At 58.3% G+C, this 17,729-nt stretch carries 13 protein-coding genes; 4 read left to right on the plus strand and 9 right to left on the minus strand.

Translation table 11 applies throughout. From position 1 onward, the window contains the following. Positions 1–74 precede the first annotated feature (74 nt). Positions 75–1,343, plus strand: a complete 1,269-nt coding sequence (gene csiE / locus SB719_RS14990; protein WP_065648672.1) for a stationary phase inducible protein CsiE — start codon at positions 75–77, stop codon at positions 1,341–1,343. Here the strand turns inward: csiE and SB719_RS14995 are convergent. Both SB719_RS14995 and glyA read right to left on the minus strand, forming a co-directional pair. Next, on the minus strand, positions 1,325–2,473 hold the full coding sequence (locus tag SB719_RS14995; protein WP_065648671.1) for a 3-phenylpropionate MFS transporter: 1,149 nt from the start codon (positions 2,471–2,473) through the stop codon (positions 1,325–1,327). The two genes, csiE and SB719_RS14995, sit on opposite strands and share 19 nt — an antisense overlap. Before the next feature lie 166 nt (positions 2,474–2,639). Beyond that, positions 2,640–3,893, minus strand: coding sequence for a serine hydroxymethyltransferase (gene glyA, locus SB719_RS15000; protein WP_065648670.1), 1,254 nt, complete (start codon positions 3,891–3,893; stop codon positions 2,640–2,642). Between the two features lie 324 nt (positions 3,894–4,217). On the opposite strand from glyA, the gene hmpA reads away from it, so the two are divergent. Next, entirely contained in the window at positions 4,218–5,402 is a 1,185-nt protein-coding gene (hmpA, locus tag SB719_RS15005; protein WP_065648669.1) for an NO-inducible flavohemoprotein, read from the plus strand. A 58-nt stretch (positions 5,403–5,460) separates the two neighbouring features. On the opposite strand, the gene glnB is transcribed toward hmpA, so the two are convergent. The 5 genes from glnB to purL form a co-directional block, all read right to left on the minus strand. Continuing rightward, positions 5,461–5,799: a nitrogen regulatory protein P-II gene (glnB, locus tag SB719_RS15010; RefSeq protein WP_007886217.1), complete on the minus strand. Its 339-nt coding sequence runs from the start codon at positions 5,797–5,799 to the stop codon at positions 5,461–5,463. A gap of 81 nt (positions 5,800–5,880) precedes the next feature. Next, positions 5,881–7,212: a two-component system response regulator GlrR gene (gene glrR, locus SB719_RS15015; RefSeq protein ID WP_065648668.1), complete on the minus strand. Its 1,332-nt coding sequence runs from the start codon at positions 7,210–7,212 to the stop codon at positions 5,881–5,883. Next, a complete protein-coding gene (gene qseG, locus SB719_RS15020) occupies positions 7,209–7,883 on the minus strand; it encodes a two-component system QseEF-associated lipoprotein QseG (RefSeq protein ID WP_065648667.1) in 675 nt (224 codons plus the stop codon). The genes glrR and qseG overlap by 4 nt, the downstream gene beginning before the upstream one ends. Continuing rightward, positions 7,880–9,310, minus strand: coding sequence for a sensor histidine kinase (locus tag SB719_RS15025; RefSeq protein WP_304233991.1), 1,431 nt, complete (start codon positions 9,308–9,310; stop codon positions 7,880–7,882). The genes qseG and SB719_RS15025 overlap by 4 nt, the downstream gene beginning before the upstream one ends. Positions 9,311–9,878: 568 nt before the next feature. Further along, on the minus strand, positions 9,879–13,769 hold the full coding sequence (gene purL / locus SB719_RS15030) for a phosphoribosylformylglycinamidine synthase (protein ID WP_293006058.1): 3,891 nt from the start codon (positions 13,767–13,769) through the stop codon (positions 9,879–9,881). Between the two features lie 270 nt (positions 13,770–14,039). On the opposite strand from purL, the gene mltF reads away from it, so the two are divergent. After that, complete coding sequence (gene mltF, locus SB719_RS15035) at positions 14,040–15,497, plus strand: membrane-bound lytic murein transglycosylase MltF (protein WP_065648663.1); 1,458 nt, start codon at positions 14,040–14,042, stop codon at positions 15,495–15,497. On the opposite strand, the gene tadA is transcribed toward mltF, so the two are convergent. Both tadA and yfhb read right to left on the minus strand, forming a co-directional pair. Continuing rightward, positions 15,494–15,988: a tRNA adenosine(34) deaminase TadA gene (gene tadA / locus SB719_RS15040; RefSeq protein WP_075050724.1), complete on the minus strand. Its 495-nt coding sequence runs from the start codon at positions 15,986–15,988 to the stop codon at positions 15,494–15,496. The genes mltF and tadA overlap by 4 nt on opposite strands. A gap of 57 nt (positions 15,989–16,045) precedes the next feature. Then, entirely contained in the window at positions 16,046–16,684 is a 639-nt protein-coding gene (gene yfhb, locus SB719_RS15045) for a phosphatidylglycerophosphatase C (protein WP_065648661.1), read from the minus strand. 200 nt (positions 16,685–16,884) lie between these two features. On the opposite strand from yfhb, the gene SB719_RS15050 reads away from it, so the two are divergent. Then, the gene (locus tag SB719_RS15050) at positions 16,885–17,724 is read left to right on the plus strand and encodes a MurR/RpiR family transcriptional regulator (RefSeq protein ID WP_039379683.1); all 840 of its coding nucleotides are present in this window, start codon (positions 16,885–16,887) and stop codon (positions 17,722–17,724) included. The last annotated feature ends 5 nt before the right edge of the window (positions 17,725–17,729 follow it).

Raw genomic sequence — 17,729 nt, forward strand, 5'->3', positions numbered from 1 at the left:
CTGTACTGATGGCGTAATTTCAGCGCGATATTAGCTATTCTTAGCTGAAAAATGAGCTGCGGATAAAATACGTGATGAGTTTTGCGCCTGCTACAGCACCACTCTTCAGCCGTTCCCAGCGACGTTGCCATCTGTTACTGCTGTTATTTCTGCCCGCTCCCGCCCTGACGCTCGAAAAACTGTGCCAGCTGAACGGCGTTGATCCTGCGGTTGCCCGTCAGGATATCGCGGATGTGGGTGATGAGATACAGCGCTTTCATCAGCTGGAACTACATCAGATGGTGGATGGCAGCTTTCGCATTCACGGTACGGAACTGGACAGAAGACTCTGCCTGATCCACTGGCTGCGACGCGCCCTGCGTCTGTCGCAGGCGTTTGTCTGCGACCATTTTGTTCCTGCACTGCGCCAGCGGCTTAAAGTGCTGAAGATTGAAAAAGCGCTGTGGGATGAGATCAACCTGCAGGCGCTGATCCAGCACTGCAGCCTGCGGCTGATGCGCAACTTCTCTCCACGCGATCGGCTTTTTCTGCTTATTTTTATGAAATATGCCCTTTGTCAACGTCAGGCGGCGTTGTTCAATGAGCGCCAGCGCAGCTGGCTGTCAGAGAAAGCCGAGCGTATCGCAGCAGATGATGTTATCCACCACTGGCAGAAACGCTGCCACCTGATGCCTGATGCCAGCGAAACCGACTTCTGGACGCTGCTGTTCAGCCTGATCCACGCCCCTGATGCCACGCAGCTGAGTGCGCCACAGGCGCGCCGGTTGATGAGCGCCACAGAGGCGCTGATTGCGCGCTTTGAGCAGCTGGCAAAAACGCGCATCCGCAACCAGCATGAGTTAAAGATACAGCTCTATACCCACCTGGCGCAGGCGCTGGACCGCAGCCATTTCTCGATTGGCATAGATAACAGCGTTGCGCTGGATGTGGCGCGGCTCTATCCGCGACTGATGCGCACCACCGAGCGCGCGCTGTACCATTTCAGCAGCGACTTTGGCACGCAGTTCAGCGCCGAGGAGACAAGCCTGGTCGCCGTGCTGTTTGGTGCCTGGATGATGCAGGAGAGTGCGCTGCAGGAGAAGCAGGTTCTGCTGCTGACCGGCGTGGACGCTGCGCTGGAGCAGCTGCTGGAGCAGCAGCTGCGCGACATGACGCTGCTGCCGATCAATATTACCTATCAGGATATGCTGCACTTTCAGCGTGAGGGTGCACCGCGCGATGTGGCGCTGGTGGTCACCCCCTATGCCATTTCGCTGCCGCTCTTTTCGCCGCCGCTGATCCACGCAGAGCTGCCGCTGAGCGATCATCAGCAGCAGCGCATTCTTCAGTTGCTGGAGTTCTGAGCTGCAGGGCGCAGGAACAGCGCCGGCAGCGCAACCAGTGCCATCACCCAGAACAGATGCCCCTGCAGATGTGCAAACAGGACGCCGCAGATCATGGTCATCACGGCGATGCCGCCGCCCATTGCCAGCGCCGAGTAGAGCGACTGCAGGCGGATCACCTCTGTGCCTTTGCGTGCAGCGATAAAGCGCATCGCCGCCAGATGACAGACAGTAAAACTGCCGCAGTGCAAGATCTGAGCAACAACCAGTAGCGGCAGCGCGGTCGTGGCCCCGAGCAGCGTCCAGCGGATCAGTGCGCAGACGCCGGAAAGCAGCAGCAGATCGCGCGCGCTCCAGCGTCTGAATAACCGGCTGCTGAGTGCAAACACCACGATCTCCGCCACCACGCCAAGCGACCACAGATACCCCACCACAGAGGCAGAGTAGCCCGCCTGCTGCCACCAGATGGCACTGAAGCTGTAATAGGCGGCATGTGCGCCCTGCAGCAGCGTAACGCAGATCATAAAACGCCAGACGCTGTTTTCCCGCAGCAGGTCGCGCCACGCTGCCCAGCCTCCGCTGGCACCCTGTCGCGCATCACCCTGCGGACGCGTCTGCGGTGGCAGCAGCATACCGCTCAGCATGGCCATCACGCCCAGGCTCAGCAGCAGCAAAATCGCCTGATAAGAGTAAGCGCTGACCAGCATGCCGGTAAGCGCCGAGCTGATGACAAACGCCAGCGATCCCCATAGCCGCACCGGGCCGTAGGCCAGCCCAATCTGGCGCGTCCAGGTGGCCGCCAGCGCATCGCTCAGCGGCACCAGCGGGGAGAAAAACAGATTGAATCCCACCATGACCAGCAGCAGCCAGAGCCACTGACCGCCGAACCAGAAGCCGAGGGCGAACAGTGCGGTCAGAAGCGCCAGCAGCCGCAGCGCGACAATCAGCTGCGCCGGATTTTTAACCTGCGAGGCGATAAGCAGACTGCCGGCGAAACGAGCCACCATGCCGCAACCGAGCAGCAGGCCGATTTTTTCCGCATCCAGGCCGCTGCCCTGCAGCCAGACACTCCAGAAAGGTAAATAGATGCCGTAGCAAAAAAAGTAGGTGAAATAGCTCAGTCCCAGCCACCTGGCTGATGCGATGGTCATGCTCTCTCCTGTGGCGCGCGCCACTGACTGCGATTTGGGCGCTACTGTGGCAAAGCACCGGCCAAAAATAAACCCGCAGAGCGGATCAATTGTGCGCTAAGCGGTGGAAAGCACACAAATAAAAAAGGATGGCCGGAGCCATCCTTTTTTCATCCGTTAAAACCTGTCAGGCATAAACGGGCAGACGGGCACAGATATCGAGCACTTTCTGTTTGGTGCGTTCGATGGTGGCTTCGTCATTCACATCATCCAGCACGTCAGCGATCCAGCCAGCCAGCTCACGCACATCCGCCTCTTTGAAGCCGCGACGGGTTACCGCTGGTGTACCGATGCGCACGCCAGAGGTCACAAACGGGCTTTTCGGATCGTTTGGCACGCTGTTTTTGTTCACGGTGATATTTGCACGTCCCAGCGCGGCATCCGCTTCTTTACCGGTCAGGCCTTTGCTCACCAGATCGATCAGGAACAGATGGTTATACGTACCGCCGGAAACGATGTTGTAACCGCGCTCCAGCAGGACTTCCACCATCGCTTTAGCGTTTTTAGCGACCTGCTGCTGATAGGTTTTGAACTCCGGCTCCATCGCCTCTTTGAATGCCACAGCTTTGCCAGCGATGACATGCATCAATGGGCCGCCCTGTCCGCCAGGGAAAACAGCAGAGTTGAGCTTCTTGAACAGATCCTCATCTTCACCTTTCGCCAGAATCAGGCCGCCACGCGGACCCGCCAGCGTTTTGTGCGTAGTCGTGGTAACGACATGCGCATGCGGAACCGGGTTAGGATACACATCAGCCGCCACCAGGCCTGCTACGTGAGCCATATCCACAAACAGCCAGGCACCGATGCTGTCAGCGATTTCACGCATTTTTGCCCAGTCGCAGACGCCGGAGTAAGCAGAGAAACCGCCGATGATCATTTTTGGCTTATGCGTCTGTGCCAGTTCGGCCAGTTCGTCATAGTTGATTTTGCCGGTTTCATCGATGCCATAGGGAATAACGTTGTAAAGTTTACCAGAGAGGTTGACCGGTGAACCGTGGGTCAGGTGACCACCGTGCGCCAGATTCATCCCGAGAATGGTGTCGCCCGGCTGCAGCAGTGCAGTGTAAACAGCAAAGTTTGCCTGAGAACCAGAGTGAGGCTGAACGTTGGCAAAATCTGCACCAAACAGCGCTTTTGCACGGTCGATAGCCAGCTGCTCAACGATATCAACATATTCACAGCCGCCGTAGTAGCGCTTGCCCGGATACCCTTCCGCGTATTTATTGGTGAGCTGTGAACCTTGCGCCTGCATAACGCGCGGGCTGGTGTAGTTTTCTGAAGCGATCAGTTCAATATGCTCTTCCTGACGCACTTTCTCCTGCTCCATAGCCTGCCACAAATCGGCATCATAATCGGCAATGTTCATATCACGCTTTAACATCCGCATCTCCTGACTCAGCAACTTTAACGGCAATTTAAGCCCCCGCTTAGGGGCGAAGGCCAACAGTGTAAACGGTTTTGCCAGGGGACGATAGCGCCAGGGCGCTCTTTTTACGCAAACGATTGGCAGGCCGCTGGAACGGCTTTTTTACGCTTCAGCGATGCGCAAAAAAATGGCGTGAGGGTCCGAAAGATAAGCCTGAATCGCACGGAATATGGATCCGCTTTGCGATAAAACCCGTTGCATCCGGTTTACAGCCGGACGCGCGCATCATAAGATGCATTTAAAATGCATCTTTTTAAGTTATCCGCTGAGGAACACACCATGCTTGACGCTCAGACTATCGCGACTATTCACTCTTCTGTGCCCGCTATTGCAAAGATGGGGCCTGCTCTTACCGGCTGTTTTTACCACAAGTTGCTGAACGATCACCCTGAACTGAAAAACGTATTTAATATGAATAACCAGCGCAGCGGCGATCAGCGTGAAGCCCTGTTTAATGCGATTTGCGCTTACGCCACCCACCTGGAAGATTTACCTGCACTGCTGCCGGCGGTAGAAAAAATTGCGCAGAAGCACGCCAGCCTGAATATCCGGCCTGAACAGTATGATCTGGTCGGTGCGACGCTGCTGGATACCATTAAGGAGCAGCTGAACCCCGGGGATGAGGTGCTTGCGGCATGGGGCAAAGCGTATGCGCTGCTGGCACAGGTTTTTATTCAGCGCGAAGAAGCCATTTACCAGGCATCAGAACAGAAAACCGGTGGCTGGCGTGGCCTGCGTGATTTCCGTATCCGCCGTATCACGCCGGAGAGCAGCGTGATCACCAGTCTGGAGCTGGTGCCCAATGACGGACAGCCGGTAGCCGGTTTCCTGCCGGGACAATACCTGACGCTCAGCCTGCGTCTGACAGAAAATGGATTTATGCAGCATCGTCAGTACTCGCTGACGCACGCGCCTGACGGCAAAGGCTATCGAATTGCGGTCAAACGTGAAGCGCACGGCACCGTGTCCGGCTGGCTGCACGACTGCGCCCGGGTAGGAGATATTGTGCAGTGCAGCGCGCCGGCGGGTGATGTCGTGCTGCAGACAGAGCCAGCGACGCCCGTCACGCTGATCTCAGCGGGCGTGGGCCAGACGCCGATGTTAGCGATGCTCGCCGTGCTGGCGCAGCAGCAGCATCCGGCAGCCGTAACCTGGCTGCACGCGGCGGAAAATGGCGCGCAGCACGCCTTTGCGCAGGAGGTCGCAACGCTGGGAGCCACCCTGCCGCATTTTTGCAGCCATGTCTGGTATCGCCAGCCTGCCAGCGACGATGCCGGTCAGTATGATGCCGGGGGTGTGATGGATCTGGCCTGCGTCTCAGCGGAACTGAGCCAGCCGGACCGTGAGTTCTGGCTCTGCGGCCCGCTGCCGTTTATGCAGTTTGTTGCTCGCCAGCTGCTGGACGCAGGCGTCACCACGGACCGTATCCACTATGAGGTTTTCGGCCCGCATAAGGTGCTGTAACCGCAACAATAAAAAAGCCTGCGGCTGGCAGGCTTTTACTGTAATGCAGAGCAGACGATCAGATCGCCTCTTCATCCTCTTCGCCGGTACGAATGCGCACCACGCGGGCCACGTCAAACACGAAAATTTTACCGTCGCCGATTTTGCCGGTCTGCGCCGTTTTCATGATGGTTTCTACGCAGGTATCAACGATATCATCGCCCACGACCATCTCGATTTTTACCTTAGGCAGAAAATCGACCATATATTCTGCGCCACGATAGAGTTCAGTGTGGCCTTTCTGACGTCCGAAGCCTTTGACTTCGCTCACCGTCATCCCGGTGATGCCGACTTCCGCCAGCGCTTCACGCACGTCATCAAGTTTAAATGGTTTAATAATTGCATCGATCTTTTTCATCGCAGATCCCTTTTTTGCTCCCTCCATGACGGACGGATAACAGAAAGTATATATCGCTAACGGCGCCGGTGACGCGGCAAACTACGCTTTAAAGTCGCTGGCATCCAGCTCATGACGAGAGAGTAGCTTATAGAACTCGGTACGGTTGCGTCCAGCAAGACGCGCGGCATGCGTAACATTGCCTTTGGTCATCTGCAGCAGCTTGCGCAGATAATTAAGTTCAAACTGATTGCGCGCCTCAGCAAAGGTGGGCAGCGCGGTGTTCTCACCCGCCAGCGCCTGCTCCACCAGCGCCTCGCCAATGACGGGTGCAACGGTCAGCGCGACGCACTGCTCAGTCACGTTAACCAGCTGACGGACATTACCCGGCCAGCTGGCGCTGACCAGTCGCTTCATCGCACCCGCGGAGAAGCTGCGTACAAAGGGTTTATGGCGCTCGGCTGCCTGACGCAGTAAGTGATTAGCCAGCAGCGGAATATCTTCAGCGCGCTCGTGCAGCGCCGGGATCTTCAGATTCACGACATTAAGCCGGTAATAGAGATCTTCCCGAAAACTCTTTTTTTCCATCGCTTTAGGCAAGTCGCGGTGGGTAGCAGAAAGAATACGGACGTTGATCTCCACATCCCGGTTACTGCCCAGCGGACGCACCTTACGCTCCTGCAGCACGCGCAGCAGTTTAATCTGCAGCGCCGGCGGCATATCGCCAATCTCATCCAGAAACAGCGTGCCGCCTTCTGCTGCCTGGAATAATCCTTCGCGCGCGCTGACCGCACCGGTAAACGCACCCCGCGCATGACCAAACAGCTCTGACTCCAGCAGCTGCTCCGGCAGTGCGCCGCAGTTAATGGCGATAAACGGTTTTGCGGCGCGCGGACTGGCAGCATGGATAGCCTGTGCCAGCACCTCTTTCCCGGTGCCGCTCTGACCATTAATCAGCACGGAGACATCCGACTGTGCCACCATATGCGCCTGCTCCAGCAGCCGCTGCATCAGCGGATTCCGGGTGACAATCGCTTCACGCCACCGGTCGTCACTGACCGGGGCACGCAACGCCAGCGCCTCATCAATCGCTTTATACAGCGCGTCGCGATCTACCGGCTTGGTAAGAAAACTGAATACGCCCTGCTGCGTGGCCGACACCGCATCGGGTATGGAACCGTGCGCGGTCAGGATAATTACCGGCAGCCCGGCATGACGTCGCTGAATTTCGCCAAACAGCGCCAGCCCGTCCATCTCATCCATCCGCAAATCGCTGATGACCACATCAGCCGGCTCTTTCTGCAGCTGACGCAGCGCTTCAGCTCCGCTGGCGGCGGTAGCGACCTGAAAACCTTCGCTGGTGAGACGCATACCGAGCAGCCTCAGCAGGCCGGGGTCATCATCCACCAGCAGTAAACGGGCGCGTGAACTCATGGCTGCTCCTCACTCTGCGTTTCGCCCTCACTGTGCGGGCTATCGTTGCTGTCCGGCGCTTTACGCGCTGAGAGCTGGCGTTCAATGTCGGTCAGCCGCTCCAGTTTGCGCTGGGTGTCGTTCAGCGCCTGATGCAGCCGGGTCTGCTGATGACGCAGGGCATCCAGTTCGCTATCGTGACTCTGCTGCAGCGCGCTGTAGCGGCTGCGCGCCGCGCTCAGCTCCAGCTGTGCAGCCTGGTTACTGCGCCACAGCTGGATCAGCGGACGTACCGTTGCGGGAAAGTCTGCGCTGTAGCTGTCGAGCGTGGCAATATACTGCCGGCGCTCAACCGGCGTTACGTTACCGTTCGCCAGCAGGATGCCCTGCTTAAAGGCACGCGCCCAGTTCTGCACCGGCCAGCGGCGCGCCTCCGCGCGGGCCTCCGTGGCCGTAAAACGTTCACTGCAATCAATCGCACGCTGCCAGTAAAGCGGATTATTTACCGCCGCTGAGGTTTCCGCAGGCCATACGTATTGACAGGCGGTCGTCAGGTAGTCAGGCAGCCGGGTAGCGGGCTCAGCAACGCTCACCCGCTCACGCTGTGGCACAGGCACCGCATGCGGCTGGCAGGCGCTCACGCCACTCAAAATAAGTACGCTCAGAAGTGCGTGTCTGATAAGGCGTTTCATGATTCAGGCTTCCTGGCGCTGGCGGGTAAAATAATGCGAAAGCAGACATCTGCCTCTTTGTGGCTGACCAGCTGCAGATCGCCCTGCATGCGACGCAGGCAATCTTTCGCAATGCTCAGGCCCAGACCGCTGCCTTTTACGGGCCCCTGCCGCTGCCGGCTGCCCTGGTAGAAGGGTTCAAAGATCATCGCCTGCTCCTCTGGCGGGATCGGGATACCGCTGTTCGCTACGTCAATCCACACCCGATCGCCTTTTTGCTGGCTGCGCAGCCAGATGTTACCGGATTCACGCCCATAGTTCACGGCGTTCGAGTAGAGGTTGTCAATAACGCGCTGCAGCAGTGTCGCTTCTGCCAGACAGGAGGTGGCCTGCAGATCAACGTGCGTTTTTATTTGCCGGGCGCTGGCTGGCAGGGAATGTATGCGGGTCACAGCAGTCACGATCGCATCCAGTGCGACCGGTTCCGGGCTGAGCGGCATCTCGTTCAGCTTGCGGTTGTAATCCAGCAGCTGTTCAATCAGGCGCTGCAGATGGCGGCTGCTGCTGTCCAGAATAGCGACGATTTCCTGCTGCTCTGCATTAAGCGGCCCGGCAATGCCATCGGCCAGCAGCTCGGTACCTTCACGCAGGCTGGCGAGCGGCGTTTTGAGCTCATGCGAAAGATGACGTAAAAACTCATGTCGCTGCGCCTCCAGCCAGCTCAGCCGCTCGCTAAGCCACGCAATACGCTGTCCCAGCGAGCGCAACTCACGCGGTCCGCGAAAGCTGACGTTGTTTTCCAGCGACTGCCCTTCTCCCAGCCGGTTGATCATCTGCTCCACACGCTTTACCGGTCCGATAATCATGCCGGTAAACAGCAGGACCAGCATCAATGTAATCAGAAACAGGATCAGCGCCTGCCAGCCAAAGAACTGGCCGCGCTCGGCGATATCACGCTGCAGTTGCAGCCCGCGGGAAAACACCACCTCGCGCGTCGCCTGTACCATACGCGCGTTAGCGTCCGAAAAGCGATCCAGCGCAGCGGCCCCGGACGCCGAAGGCGTGCCATTTTCGCAGGCGGCTGTGGCGAGCTGCGGCAGCGTGCCGCGCAACAGAGTAAAGGTGGGCAGTTCCGGCAGACTGGCCGCATGGCTGTTCAGCATCTGCCCGTAGCGGGTCCACTGCGTGGTATAGAGTTTTATCAGCGCAGCATCACCCAGTACGCAATATTGACGATAGCTGCGTTCAAGCTCCAGCGCGGTGCGGGCCATCGCCTCGCTGCGCCGCACGTCGGTAAAGGTATTGCGGTTCGTATCGGCGGCCTGATTACTGAGCGCTGACAGGCTTTCCCACGCCTGCCACGCCAGCACCAGCAGCGGCAGCAGCACCAGTAAAAATGCCATCAGGACCAGTTGTCGCAGGGATCGGGGAAACAGACGCCATCTCATACTGCCGCGCTCTCGCAAATAGGGTGCTGCAGGCATGCTAGCTAACTCTGGCGCGCTTAGAAAGCCGGAAATGCAAACGGCAGACCCGAAGGTCTGCCGCTCAGAAGAGGTGGAGCCTAACTCAACGTTACGTCCGATGCTTGATAACGCTGCAATGCAGGCGATTATCGGTCAGGTGGACGGCAGGCTCCGTTTGGTGCGTCATTCAGGGTTCTGTGAGCTCTGCCGTAAAGTACGGGGCAATCACAGACAGGCGAATGAGCCACGCGCTGATTATAGCAACTATCGTGCCACTTTTTAAAACTCTTTATTTATCAGAGTTACACCAGGGAAAATGGCGTCCGGATCACGAAAGCAGCCTGCTGACGGCGCAGAAGTGTCTCTGCTTAGCGACGCATTTCATCAGGTTTTTTCTTAATTATAAAAATCAGGGCGTTAAGTGTCGCCTGATAGCGACAGTGCAGTCGCTCATTTGTCGGTATATCGCGACACGTGCCCTGAATCCTGCAAAAAAGCCGCCCTGCGGCGGCTTTGTGGTTTCTTTTATCTGCCTGCTGCGAAATGCAGATCAGCCCAGCTGTTTACGCGCATTGCGGAAAATACGCATCCACGGGCTGTCTTCACCCCACTCCGCCGGATGCCAGGAGTTGCTGACGGTGCGGAAGACGCGCTCCGGATGCGGCATCATGATCGTGACGCGACCGCTTTCGTTCGTCACCGCCGTGATGCCATTTGGCGAGCCGTTCGGGTTAGCCGGATAGTTTTCGGTCACGTTACCGAAGTTATCCGTGAAGCGCAGTGCGACCAGGCCTTTTGCTTCCAGCGCGGCCAGATGGGCGCCATCACGCACTTCAACAAAGCCTTCACCGTGCGATACCGCGATCGGCATGCGTGAACCCGCCATCCCTTCCAGCAGCAGCGACGGGCTGGCCGCCACTTCCACCAGGCTGAAACGCGCCTCAAAACGCTCAGACTGATTGCGCACAAAACGCGGCCACAGCTCGCTGCCGGGGATCACTTCGCGCAGGTTTGACATCATCTGACAGCCGTTGCAGACCCCCAGCGCCAGCGTCTGCGGACGATGGAAGAAGTTTTCAAACTCATCGCGCACGCGCCCGTTAAACAGAATCGATTTTGCCCAGCCTTCGCCGGCACCCAGTACGTCACCGTAAGAGAAGCCGCCGCACGCCACCAGCGCATGGAACTCTTCCAGACCGCGACGGCCCGCCAGCAGATCGCTCATGTGCACATCCACGGCGGTAAAGCCGGCGCGATGGAATGCGGCTGCCATCTCAACGTGCGAGTTAACGCCCTGCTCGCGCAGTACGGCGATGCGCGGACGCACGCCTGTGGCGATCATCGGTGCAGCCACATCCTCTTCCGGACGGAAGGTCAGCTGAACGTTCAGACCCGGATCGCTGTCGTTTTGCTTCGCTTCATGCTCCTGATCGGCACAGGCCGGGTTATCACGCAGGCGCTGCATCTGCCAGGTGGTTTCGGCCCACCAGGTACGCAGCGTTGTGCGGCTTTCGCTGTAGACCGGATGCTCGCCGGCGCGGATCACAAAACGGTCGCCCGGCAGCGCCTTGCCAATCACGTGCAGCGCGCTGCGCAAACCGTGGTCAGCAAATACCTGCTCTACCGCCGCCAGATCGGCTGCGTTAATCTGCAGCACCGCGCCCAGCTCTTCGGTGAACAGCGCCGCCAGCGCATCGCTGCCCAGCGCAGCGATATCCGCCTCAACACCGCAGTGGCCGGTAAAGGCCATCTCTGCCAGCGTCACCAGCAGGCCGCCGTCGGAACGGTCGTGGTAGGCCAGCAGCTTCTGTTCGCTGACCAGCGTCTGGATAGCATTAAAGAAGCCCGCCAGCTGTGCGGCATCGCGCACGTCAGCCGGCTTATCGCCCAGCTGACGATAGACCTGCGAGAGCGCGGTTGCACCCAGCGTATTGGCTCCGTTGCCGAGGTCTGCCAGCAGCAGCAGGTTATCCTGATCCGCCTGCAGCTGCGGCGTTACGGTACGCCGGACATCTTCCACGCGCGCAAAAGCGGTGATCACCAGCGAGAGCGGCGAGGTCATTTCACGCTCCTCATTGCCCTGCTGCCAGCGGGTTTTCATCGACATTGAGTCTTTGCCAACCGGAATAGTGATCCCCAGCGCCGGGCAGAGCTCTTCACCAACGGCTTTAACCGCTTCATACAGGCCGGCATCCTCACCCGGGTGTCCCGCTGCTGCCATCCAGTTCGCGGACAGTTTCACGCGCTTCAGCGAGCCAATTGCAGTAGCAGCCAGGTTAGTCAGGGCTTCGCCTACTGCCAGACGCCCGGAGGCTGCAAAATCCAGCAGTGCGACCGGCGCGCGCTCACCTAAGGCAAAGGCTTCGCCGTGATAGCTGTCGAGGCTGGCCGTGGTCACGGCGCAGTTCGCAACCGGGATCTGCCAGGGTCCGACCATCTGATCGCGCGCCACCATACCGGTCACCGACCGGTCGCCGATGGTGATAAGAAACGTTTTCTCAGCCACCGCAGGCAGATGCAGCACGCGGTTAACCGCATCAGCAATTGTGATGCCGCTACGCTGCAGCGCATCGCCTTTTGCCTGCTGCCGCGTGACATCACGCGTCATTTTAGGCGTTTTGCCCAGCAGAACATCCAGCGGCATGTCGATGGGCTTGTTGTCAAAATGGCTGTCACTCAGCGACAGGTGCTGCTCTTCGGTAGCCTCACCAATCACCGCATACGGGGCGCGCTCGCGCTGGCACAGCTCATCAAACAGCGCCAGTTTCTCTGGCGCCACGGCCAGCACATAGCGCTCCTGCGACTCGTTACACCACACTTCCAGCGGGCTCATGCCAGGTTCATCGCTGAGAATGTCGCGCAGATTGAAGTTACCGCCGCGTCCGCCATCGCTGACCAGCTCAGGCATAGCGTTAGAGAGACCGCCCGCGCCGACGTCGTGGATAAACAGAATCGGGTTGGCTTCGCCCAGCTGCCAGCAGCGGTCGATCACTTCCTGACAGCGGCGCTCCATTTCCGGGTTGTCGCGCTGCACTGACGCAAAATCGAGGTCGGCATCTGACTGACCGGAGGCCATGGATGACGCTGCACCGCCGCCGAGGCCGATGTTCATCGCCGGCCCGCCCAGGACGATCAGTTTGGCCCCCACGACAATCTCGCCTTTCTGCACGTGGTCTGCACGAATATTACCGATACCGCCTGCCAGCATGATTGGCTTATGGTAGCCGCGCAGTTCAACGCCGTTATGACTGTTAACCTGCTCTTCATAGGTACGGAAGTAACCGTTCAGCGCCGGACGGCCAAATTCGTTGTTAAACGCTGCGCCACCCAGCGGACCTTCAGTCATGATATCCAGAGCGGTAACAATACGATCCGGCTTGCCGAAATCCTCTTCCCACGGCTGCTCAAAGCCCGGAATGCGCAGATCGGAAACGGAAAAGCCGGTCAGACCCGCTTTCGGTTTGGCGCCACGCCCGGTTGCGCCTTCATCGCGAATTTCACCGCCCGAGCCGGTCGCAGCACCCGGCCAGGGAGAAATAGCGGTGGGATGGTTATGCGTCTCTACTTTCATCAGAATATGCGCGGCTTCCTGATGGAAAGCGTATTCGCCCTGCTGTGCATCAGCGTAGAAGCGACCAACGTCTGATCCTTCCATCACGGCAGCGTTGTCTTTATAGGCTGACAGCACGTGATCGGGATGCTGCTCAAACGTATTCTTGATCATTTTAAACAGCGATTTGGGCTGTTTTTCGCCATCAATGATCCAGTCAGCGTTGAAAATTTTGTGACGGCAGTGCTCTGAGTTCGCCTGCGCAAACATATAGAGCTCAATGTCATTAGGGTTGCGACCCAGACGGGTAAAAGCATCCAGCAGATAGTCTATTTCATCATCTGCCAGCGCCAGCCCCAGCGTGGTATTCGCCTGCTCCAGCGCCTGACGTCCGGTTCCCAGCACATCAACGCTCTGCAGCGGCTGCGGTGTGTGATGAGCAAACAGCTGCTCTGCTGCCTGCAGGTCGCTGAATACGCACTCCATCATGCGATCGTGCAGCAGGCCAGCCAGCTGCTGCCACTGCGTTTCTGTCAGCTGCGGCGCCTGAACATAGAACGCCAGGCCGCGCTCCAGGCGTTTAACCTGCGGCAAATCGCAGTTGTGAGCAATGTCCGTGGCTTTCGATGACCAGGGAGAGATAGTGCCAGGACGCGGCGTAATCAGCAGCAGACGCCCTTGAGGCGCATGTTCAGCGAGAGAAGGGCCATATTTCAGCAGGCGCTGCAGGCGGGCGTGTTCATCCGCGCTGAGCGGTGCAGCAACATCAGCAAAATGGACATACTCGGCGTAAATATCACTCACCGGCAGATGAGCGTTCTGAAAGCGGGTCAGCAGTTTGTTTACACGAAATGCTGACAGAGCGGGCGAACCACGCAGAATTTCCATCATTAAAGATCTCTCGTCTTCGAAGCGCCGGGCGACGCTTCATTGGGCGCAACAGGGAAAACGGGCGGTATTATAGAGAAAGCGCGCAGGTAACGAAACCGTTTGCGCAGAAAAACTGCCATACGGGATTTGCCTGAATTTTGCGCAAAACCTGCTATATGAGTTGCCCTGTTTCGCTTTGTTGCGCAAAATGCCCCTCGCTCTGGGAGTAAAAAACAATACCAATACTGCCTTTAAAGGACAGAGGCCTGTGAGCCATTAAGAGACAACCATTTGAAACGCCTAAAATTAAATTATCTGTTCATCGGTCTGATCACCGTGCTGCTGGCGCTGGCGCTATGGCCGGCAATCCCCTGGTACGGGGGCGATCGGGACGCGCTGACAGCGATCAAATCACGCGGCGTGTTACGCATCAGTACGGTCAATTCGCCGCTGACGTATTACACCATCAACCAGGCACCGGCTGGCATGGATTACGAGCTGGCAAAACGCTTTGCAGACTACCTCGGCGTCAGGCTGGAGGTCACTGTGCGGCCCAGCCTGGGCGATCTGTTTGACGATCTCGATGAGGGAAAAGCCGATCTGCTCGCCGCCGGGCTTATCTATAACAGCGAGCGTCTGGCGCACTATCAGGCCGGCCCCAGCTACTATTCGGTGTCGCAGCAGCTGGTTTACCGTATCGATAAACCGCGTCCGCGCACGCTGGGCGACCTGAAAGGCCGCCTGGTGGTGCAGTCCGGCTCAGCTTATCTCTCAACGCTGCGGACAGAAAAAGCCAACAGCTATCCCGATCTCGACTGGGCAATCGCCACCGATCAGGGACAGAAAGCGCTGCTGGAGGCGGTGGCTGACGGCAAACTTGACTACACGGTAGGCGACTCGGTTACCGTGGGCCTGCTGCAGCGTATTCACCCGCAGCTGGCGGTCGCCTTTGATATCACCGATGAAGAGCCGGTGACCTGGTATCTGCCGCGCAATGATGACAGCAGCCTTAACGCGGCCATGCTCGATTTTTACAGCCAGATGGGTGAAGAAGGCACGATGGCGCGACTGGAGGAGAAATACCTCGGTCACGTTGGCACATTTGATTATGTCGATACCCGCACCTTCCTGCGCGCGATTGACAATACGCTGCCGGATATCAAACCGCTGTTTAAAAAGTATTCTGCCAGCATGGACTGGCGTCTGCTGGCGGCGATCTCCTATCAGGAGTCGCACTGGAATCCGCAGGCGACCTCACCCACCGGCGTGCGCGGCATGATGATGCTGACGCGTAACACGGCGGATAGCCTTAATGTTGATGACCGGCTTGACCCGGAGCAGAGCATTCGCGGCGGCAGTGAGTATCTGCAGCGTATGATGGATAAAGTGCCGGCGAGCGTGCCTGACGACGAGCGCATCTGGTTTGCGCTGGCGGCCTATAACATGGGATATGCGCACATGCTCGATGTGCGCCGGCTGACGGCGAAACAGGGCGGCAACCCTGACAGCTGGGCTGATGTGAAGCTGCGCCTGCCGATGCTCAGTCAGAAGCGCTACTACGCGCAAACCGCCTATGGCTATGCGCGCGGGCACGAAGCGTATAACTACGTGGAGAATATCCGTAAGTATCAGCTAAGTCTGGTGGGCTATCTGCAGGAGCAGGAGCGGCGCCTGGCGCAGCGTTCAGCGCTGGAAGCGGAGCTGGGCGCCGGTTATCCGGCGGTTGAGCCCAAAATCGCCATGAATTAATCTGCGCGCTGTGCCTGACGCAGCGCGCGCTTCTGCTCGCGTCGCATACGAAAAAAGTCGCTCAGCATGCCGGCGCACTCCTCCGCCAGCACGCCGCAGGCGATCTCGATCTGATGATTCATCCCCGGATGCCCCAGCACGTCCAGCAGTGAACCGGCCGCACCGGTTTTGACATCTTTTGCGCCGTAAACCAGCCGGGTAATGCGGCTGTGTACCATGGCACCGGCACACATGACGCACGGCTCCAGCGTGACATAGAGCGTGGTATCCAGCAGGCGGTAGTTATCCAGCACTTTACCGCCCTGGCGCAGCGCCATGATCTCCGCGTGTGCGGTAGGATCGCACTGGCCGATGGGCCGGTTCCAGCCCTCCCCTATGATCCGCTCTCCCTGCACCAGTACAGCCCCGACCGGCACCTCACCCTGCTCCCGGGCACGCTGCGCCAGCTGCAGCGCGTGACGCATCCAGTATTCATCAGTTTGTGGTTTCACCGGGTAACTCCTGCAGAATGAAAAGGCGGCGCATTATAGACAAAAACGCCGCGCGATTCACTCCAGCTGCTGCAGTTCGCCACGCGGTGTTACGCGCCAGCGATGCTGACAGAAAAACAGCAGCGGGTTGTCCTGTTTGCTGTCGCTGTAGCCGCTGTAAAGCTGCAGCGGCGTGCCAATCTGCTCTTCCAGCTGCGCGACCTTTTCGTGGCCGAGGCAGCGCATTGCCAGCACGCGTCCGCCGCGTCCTGGCCGCATCTGGCTGGCGATCAGTTTCACACGCGGCAGAAAGGCGGAATCGAAATAGACCTGCTCCACCAGTGATTGCGGTGAGCCGGTAATTAGCCAGACATCGGCATCGTCACTCTGCAGGTAATCTGTCAGGCGCTGCTGCACCACCGGAAACGCCACTACCCGCTCGCGGAACCACTGCGCAAACTCCGCTTCACGCGCGCGCAGGCGCGTTTCGCTGTGCCCGAACGTGATTGCCCAGAGCAGCAGACTCATTGGCCAGCGCGCTGCCCGGCCTTTAACCAGCAGCCCGAGCCCGATAACCGGCAGCAGCGGAACCACCAGCAGCAGATTCAGCGGCTGCCGGCGCAGCAAAAAGCGCATAAAGGTTCCAAACATATCCTGCTGATGCAGCGTGCCATCCAGGTCGAAAAATACGACGCGGCGTTGCGAGTCCTGTGTCAAACCTCTCTCCTTTTTTAAATCAGTTGCTGCTCTACAGTGTAGCCAGCAACCGCGCTTAGCGAAGCTGTGATTTTTAATTCCGCTAGCTACAAAGCCCACTGAATAGTTTATTCTTGGTGGCACGGAGTATTCACTATTACTGCGCGTGCGGCAGAGAGGTAACCTGCGGCATGCTATGAAACCGGGAGTAAGGATCGAACATGAGTTCACTGCTGCGAATCCGCCAGCTCTATCCCCGGCTGGCGCTGAATGAGCGCCGGCTGGCTGACTTTTTACTGTCACAGCCCGATCGGGCGCGCCATCTCAGCTCACAAAAGCTGGCTGAAGAAGCGGGCGTCAGCCAGTCGAGCGTGGTGAAGTTTGCGCAGAAGCTGGGTTATAAAGGATTTCCGGCCCTGAAGCTGGCGCTGAGTGAATCGCTGGCGGATCGCGATGCGATCACCGTGCATAACCATATTCTCAGTGACGATCCACTGAAAACCGTAGGTGAGAAGCTGCTGACTGAAAAGATCTCCGCGATCCGCGCTACGCTGGATATCAACAGCGAAGAGAAACTGATGGAGACGTTGCATCTGCTGAAGAATGCCAACCGCATTCTGCTGGTGGGCATCGGCGCGTCTGGCCTGGTGGCGAAAGATTTCTCCTGGAAACTGATGAAAATCGGCATTAATGCGGTGGCTGAGCAGGATATGCACGCCCTGCTCGCCAGCGTACAGGCGATGGCGCCTGGCGATGTCCTGCTGGCCATCTCCTACACCGGCGAACGGCGTGAAATTAATCTGGCGGCACAGGAAGCGGCCGCTATCGGGGCTGATGTGGTGGCGTTTACCGGTTTTACGCCGAACGCGCTGCAGCAGTGCGCCTCCATCTGTCTCTATACCGTTGCAGAGGAGCAGAGCACGCGCAGCGCGGCCATCTCCTCAACCAGCGCACAGCTGGCCCTGACGGATTTACTGTTTATGGCGCTGGTGCAGCACGATCCGGAGCGGGCATCAAGCCACATCCGCCACAGTGAAGCACTGGTGAAAAAGCTGATATAAGCGTT

This window comes from Pantoea sp. SIMBA_079, from assembly GCF_046940275.1.
GTDB lineage: Bacteria > Pseudomonadota > Gammaproteobacteria > Enterobacterales > Enterobacteriaceae > Pantoea > Pantoea borealis.

What these genes read in the sequence shown, in the direction of transcription:
- csiE (WP_065648672.1), top strand. Translation starts at nt 75, where the DNA reads ATGAGTTTTGCGCCTGCTACAGCACCACTCTTCAGCCGTTCCCAGCGA.
- SB719_RS15025 (WP_304233991.1), bottom strand. Translation starts at nt 9,310, where the DNA reads ATGAGATGGCGTCTGTTTCCCCGATCCCTGCGACAACTGGTCCTGATG.
- hmpA (WP_065648669.1), top strand. Translation starts at nt 4,218, where the DNA reads ATGCTTGACGCTCAGACTATCGCGACTATTCACTCTTCTGTGCCCGCT.
- glyA (WP_065648670.1), bottom strand. Translation starts at nt 3,893, where the DNA reads ATGTTAAAGCGTGATATGAACATTGCCGATTATGATGCCGATTTGTGG.
- SB719_RS15050 (WP_039379683.1), top strand. Translation starts at nt 16,885, where the DNA reads ATGAGTTCACTGCTGCGAATCCGCCAGCTCTATCCCCGGCTGGCGCTG.
- SB719_RS14995 (WP_065648671.1), bottom strand. Translation starts at nt 2,473, where the DNA reads ATGACCATCGCATCAGCCAGGTGGCTGGGACTGAGCTATTTCACCTAC.
- glrR (WP_065648668.1), bottom strand. Translation starts at nt 7,212, where the DNA reads ATGAGTTCACGCGCCCGTTTACTGCTGGTGGATGATGACCCCGGCCTG.
- purL (WP_293006058.1), bottom strand. Translation starts at nt 13,769, where the DNA reads ATGATGGAAATTCTGCGTGGTTCGCCCGCTCTGTCAGCATTTCGTGTA.
- glnB (WP_007886217.1), bottom strand. Translation starts at nt 5,799, where the DNA reads ATGAAAAAGATCGATGCAATTATTAAACCATTTAAACTTGATGACGTG.
- qseG (WP_065648667.1), bottom strand. Translation starts at nt 7,883, where the DNA reads ATGAAACGCCTTATCAGACACGCACTTCTGAGCGTACTTATTTTGAGT.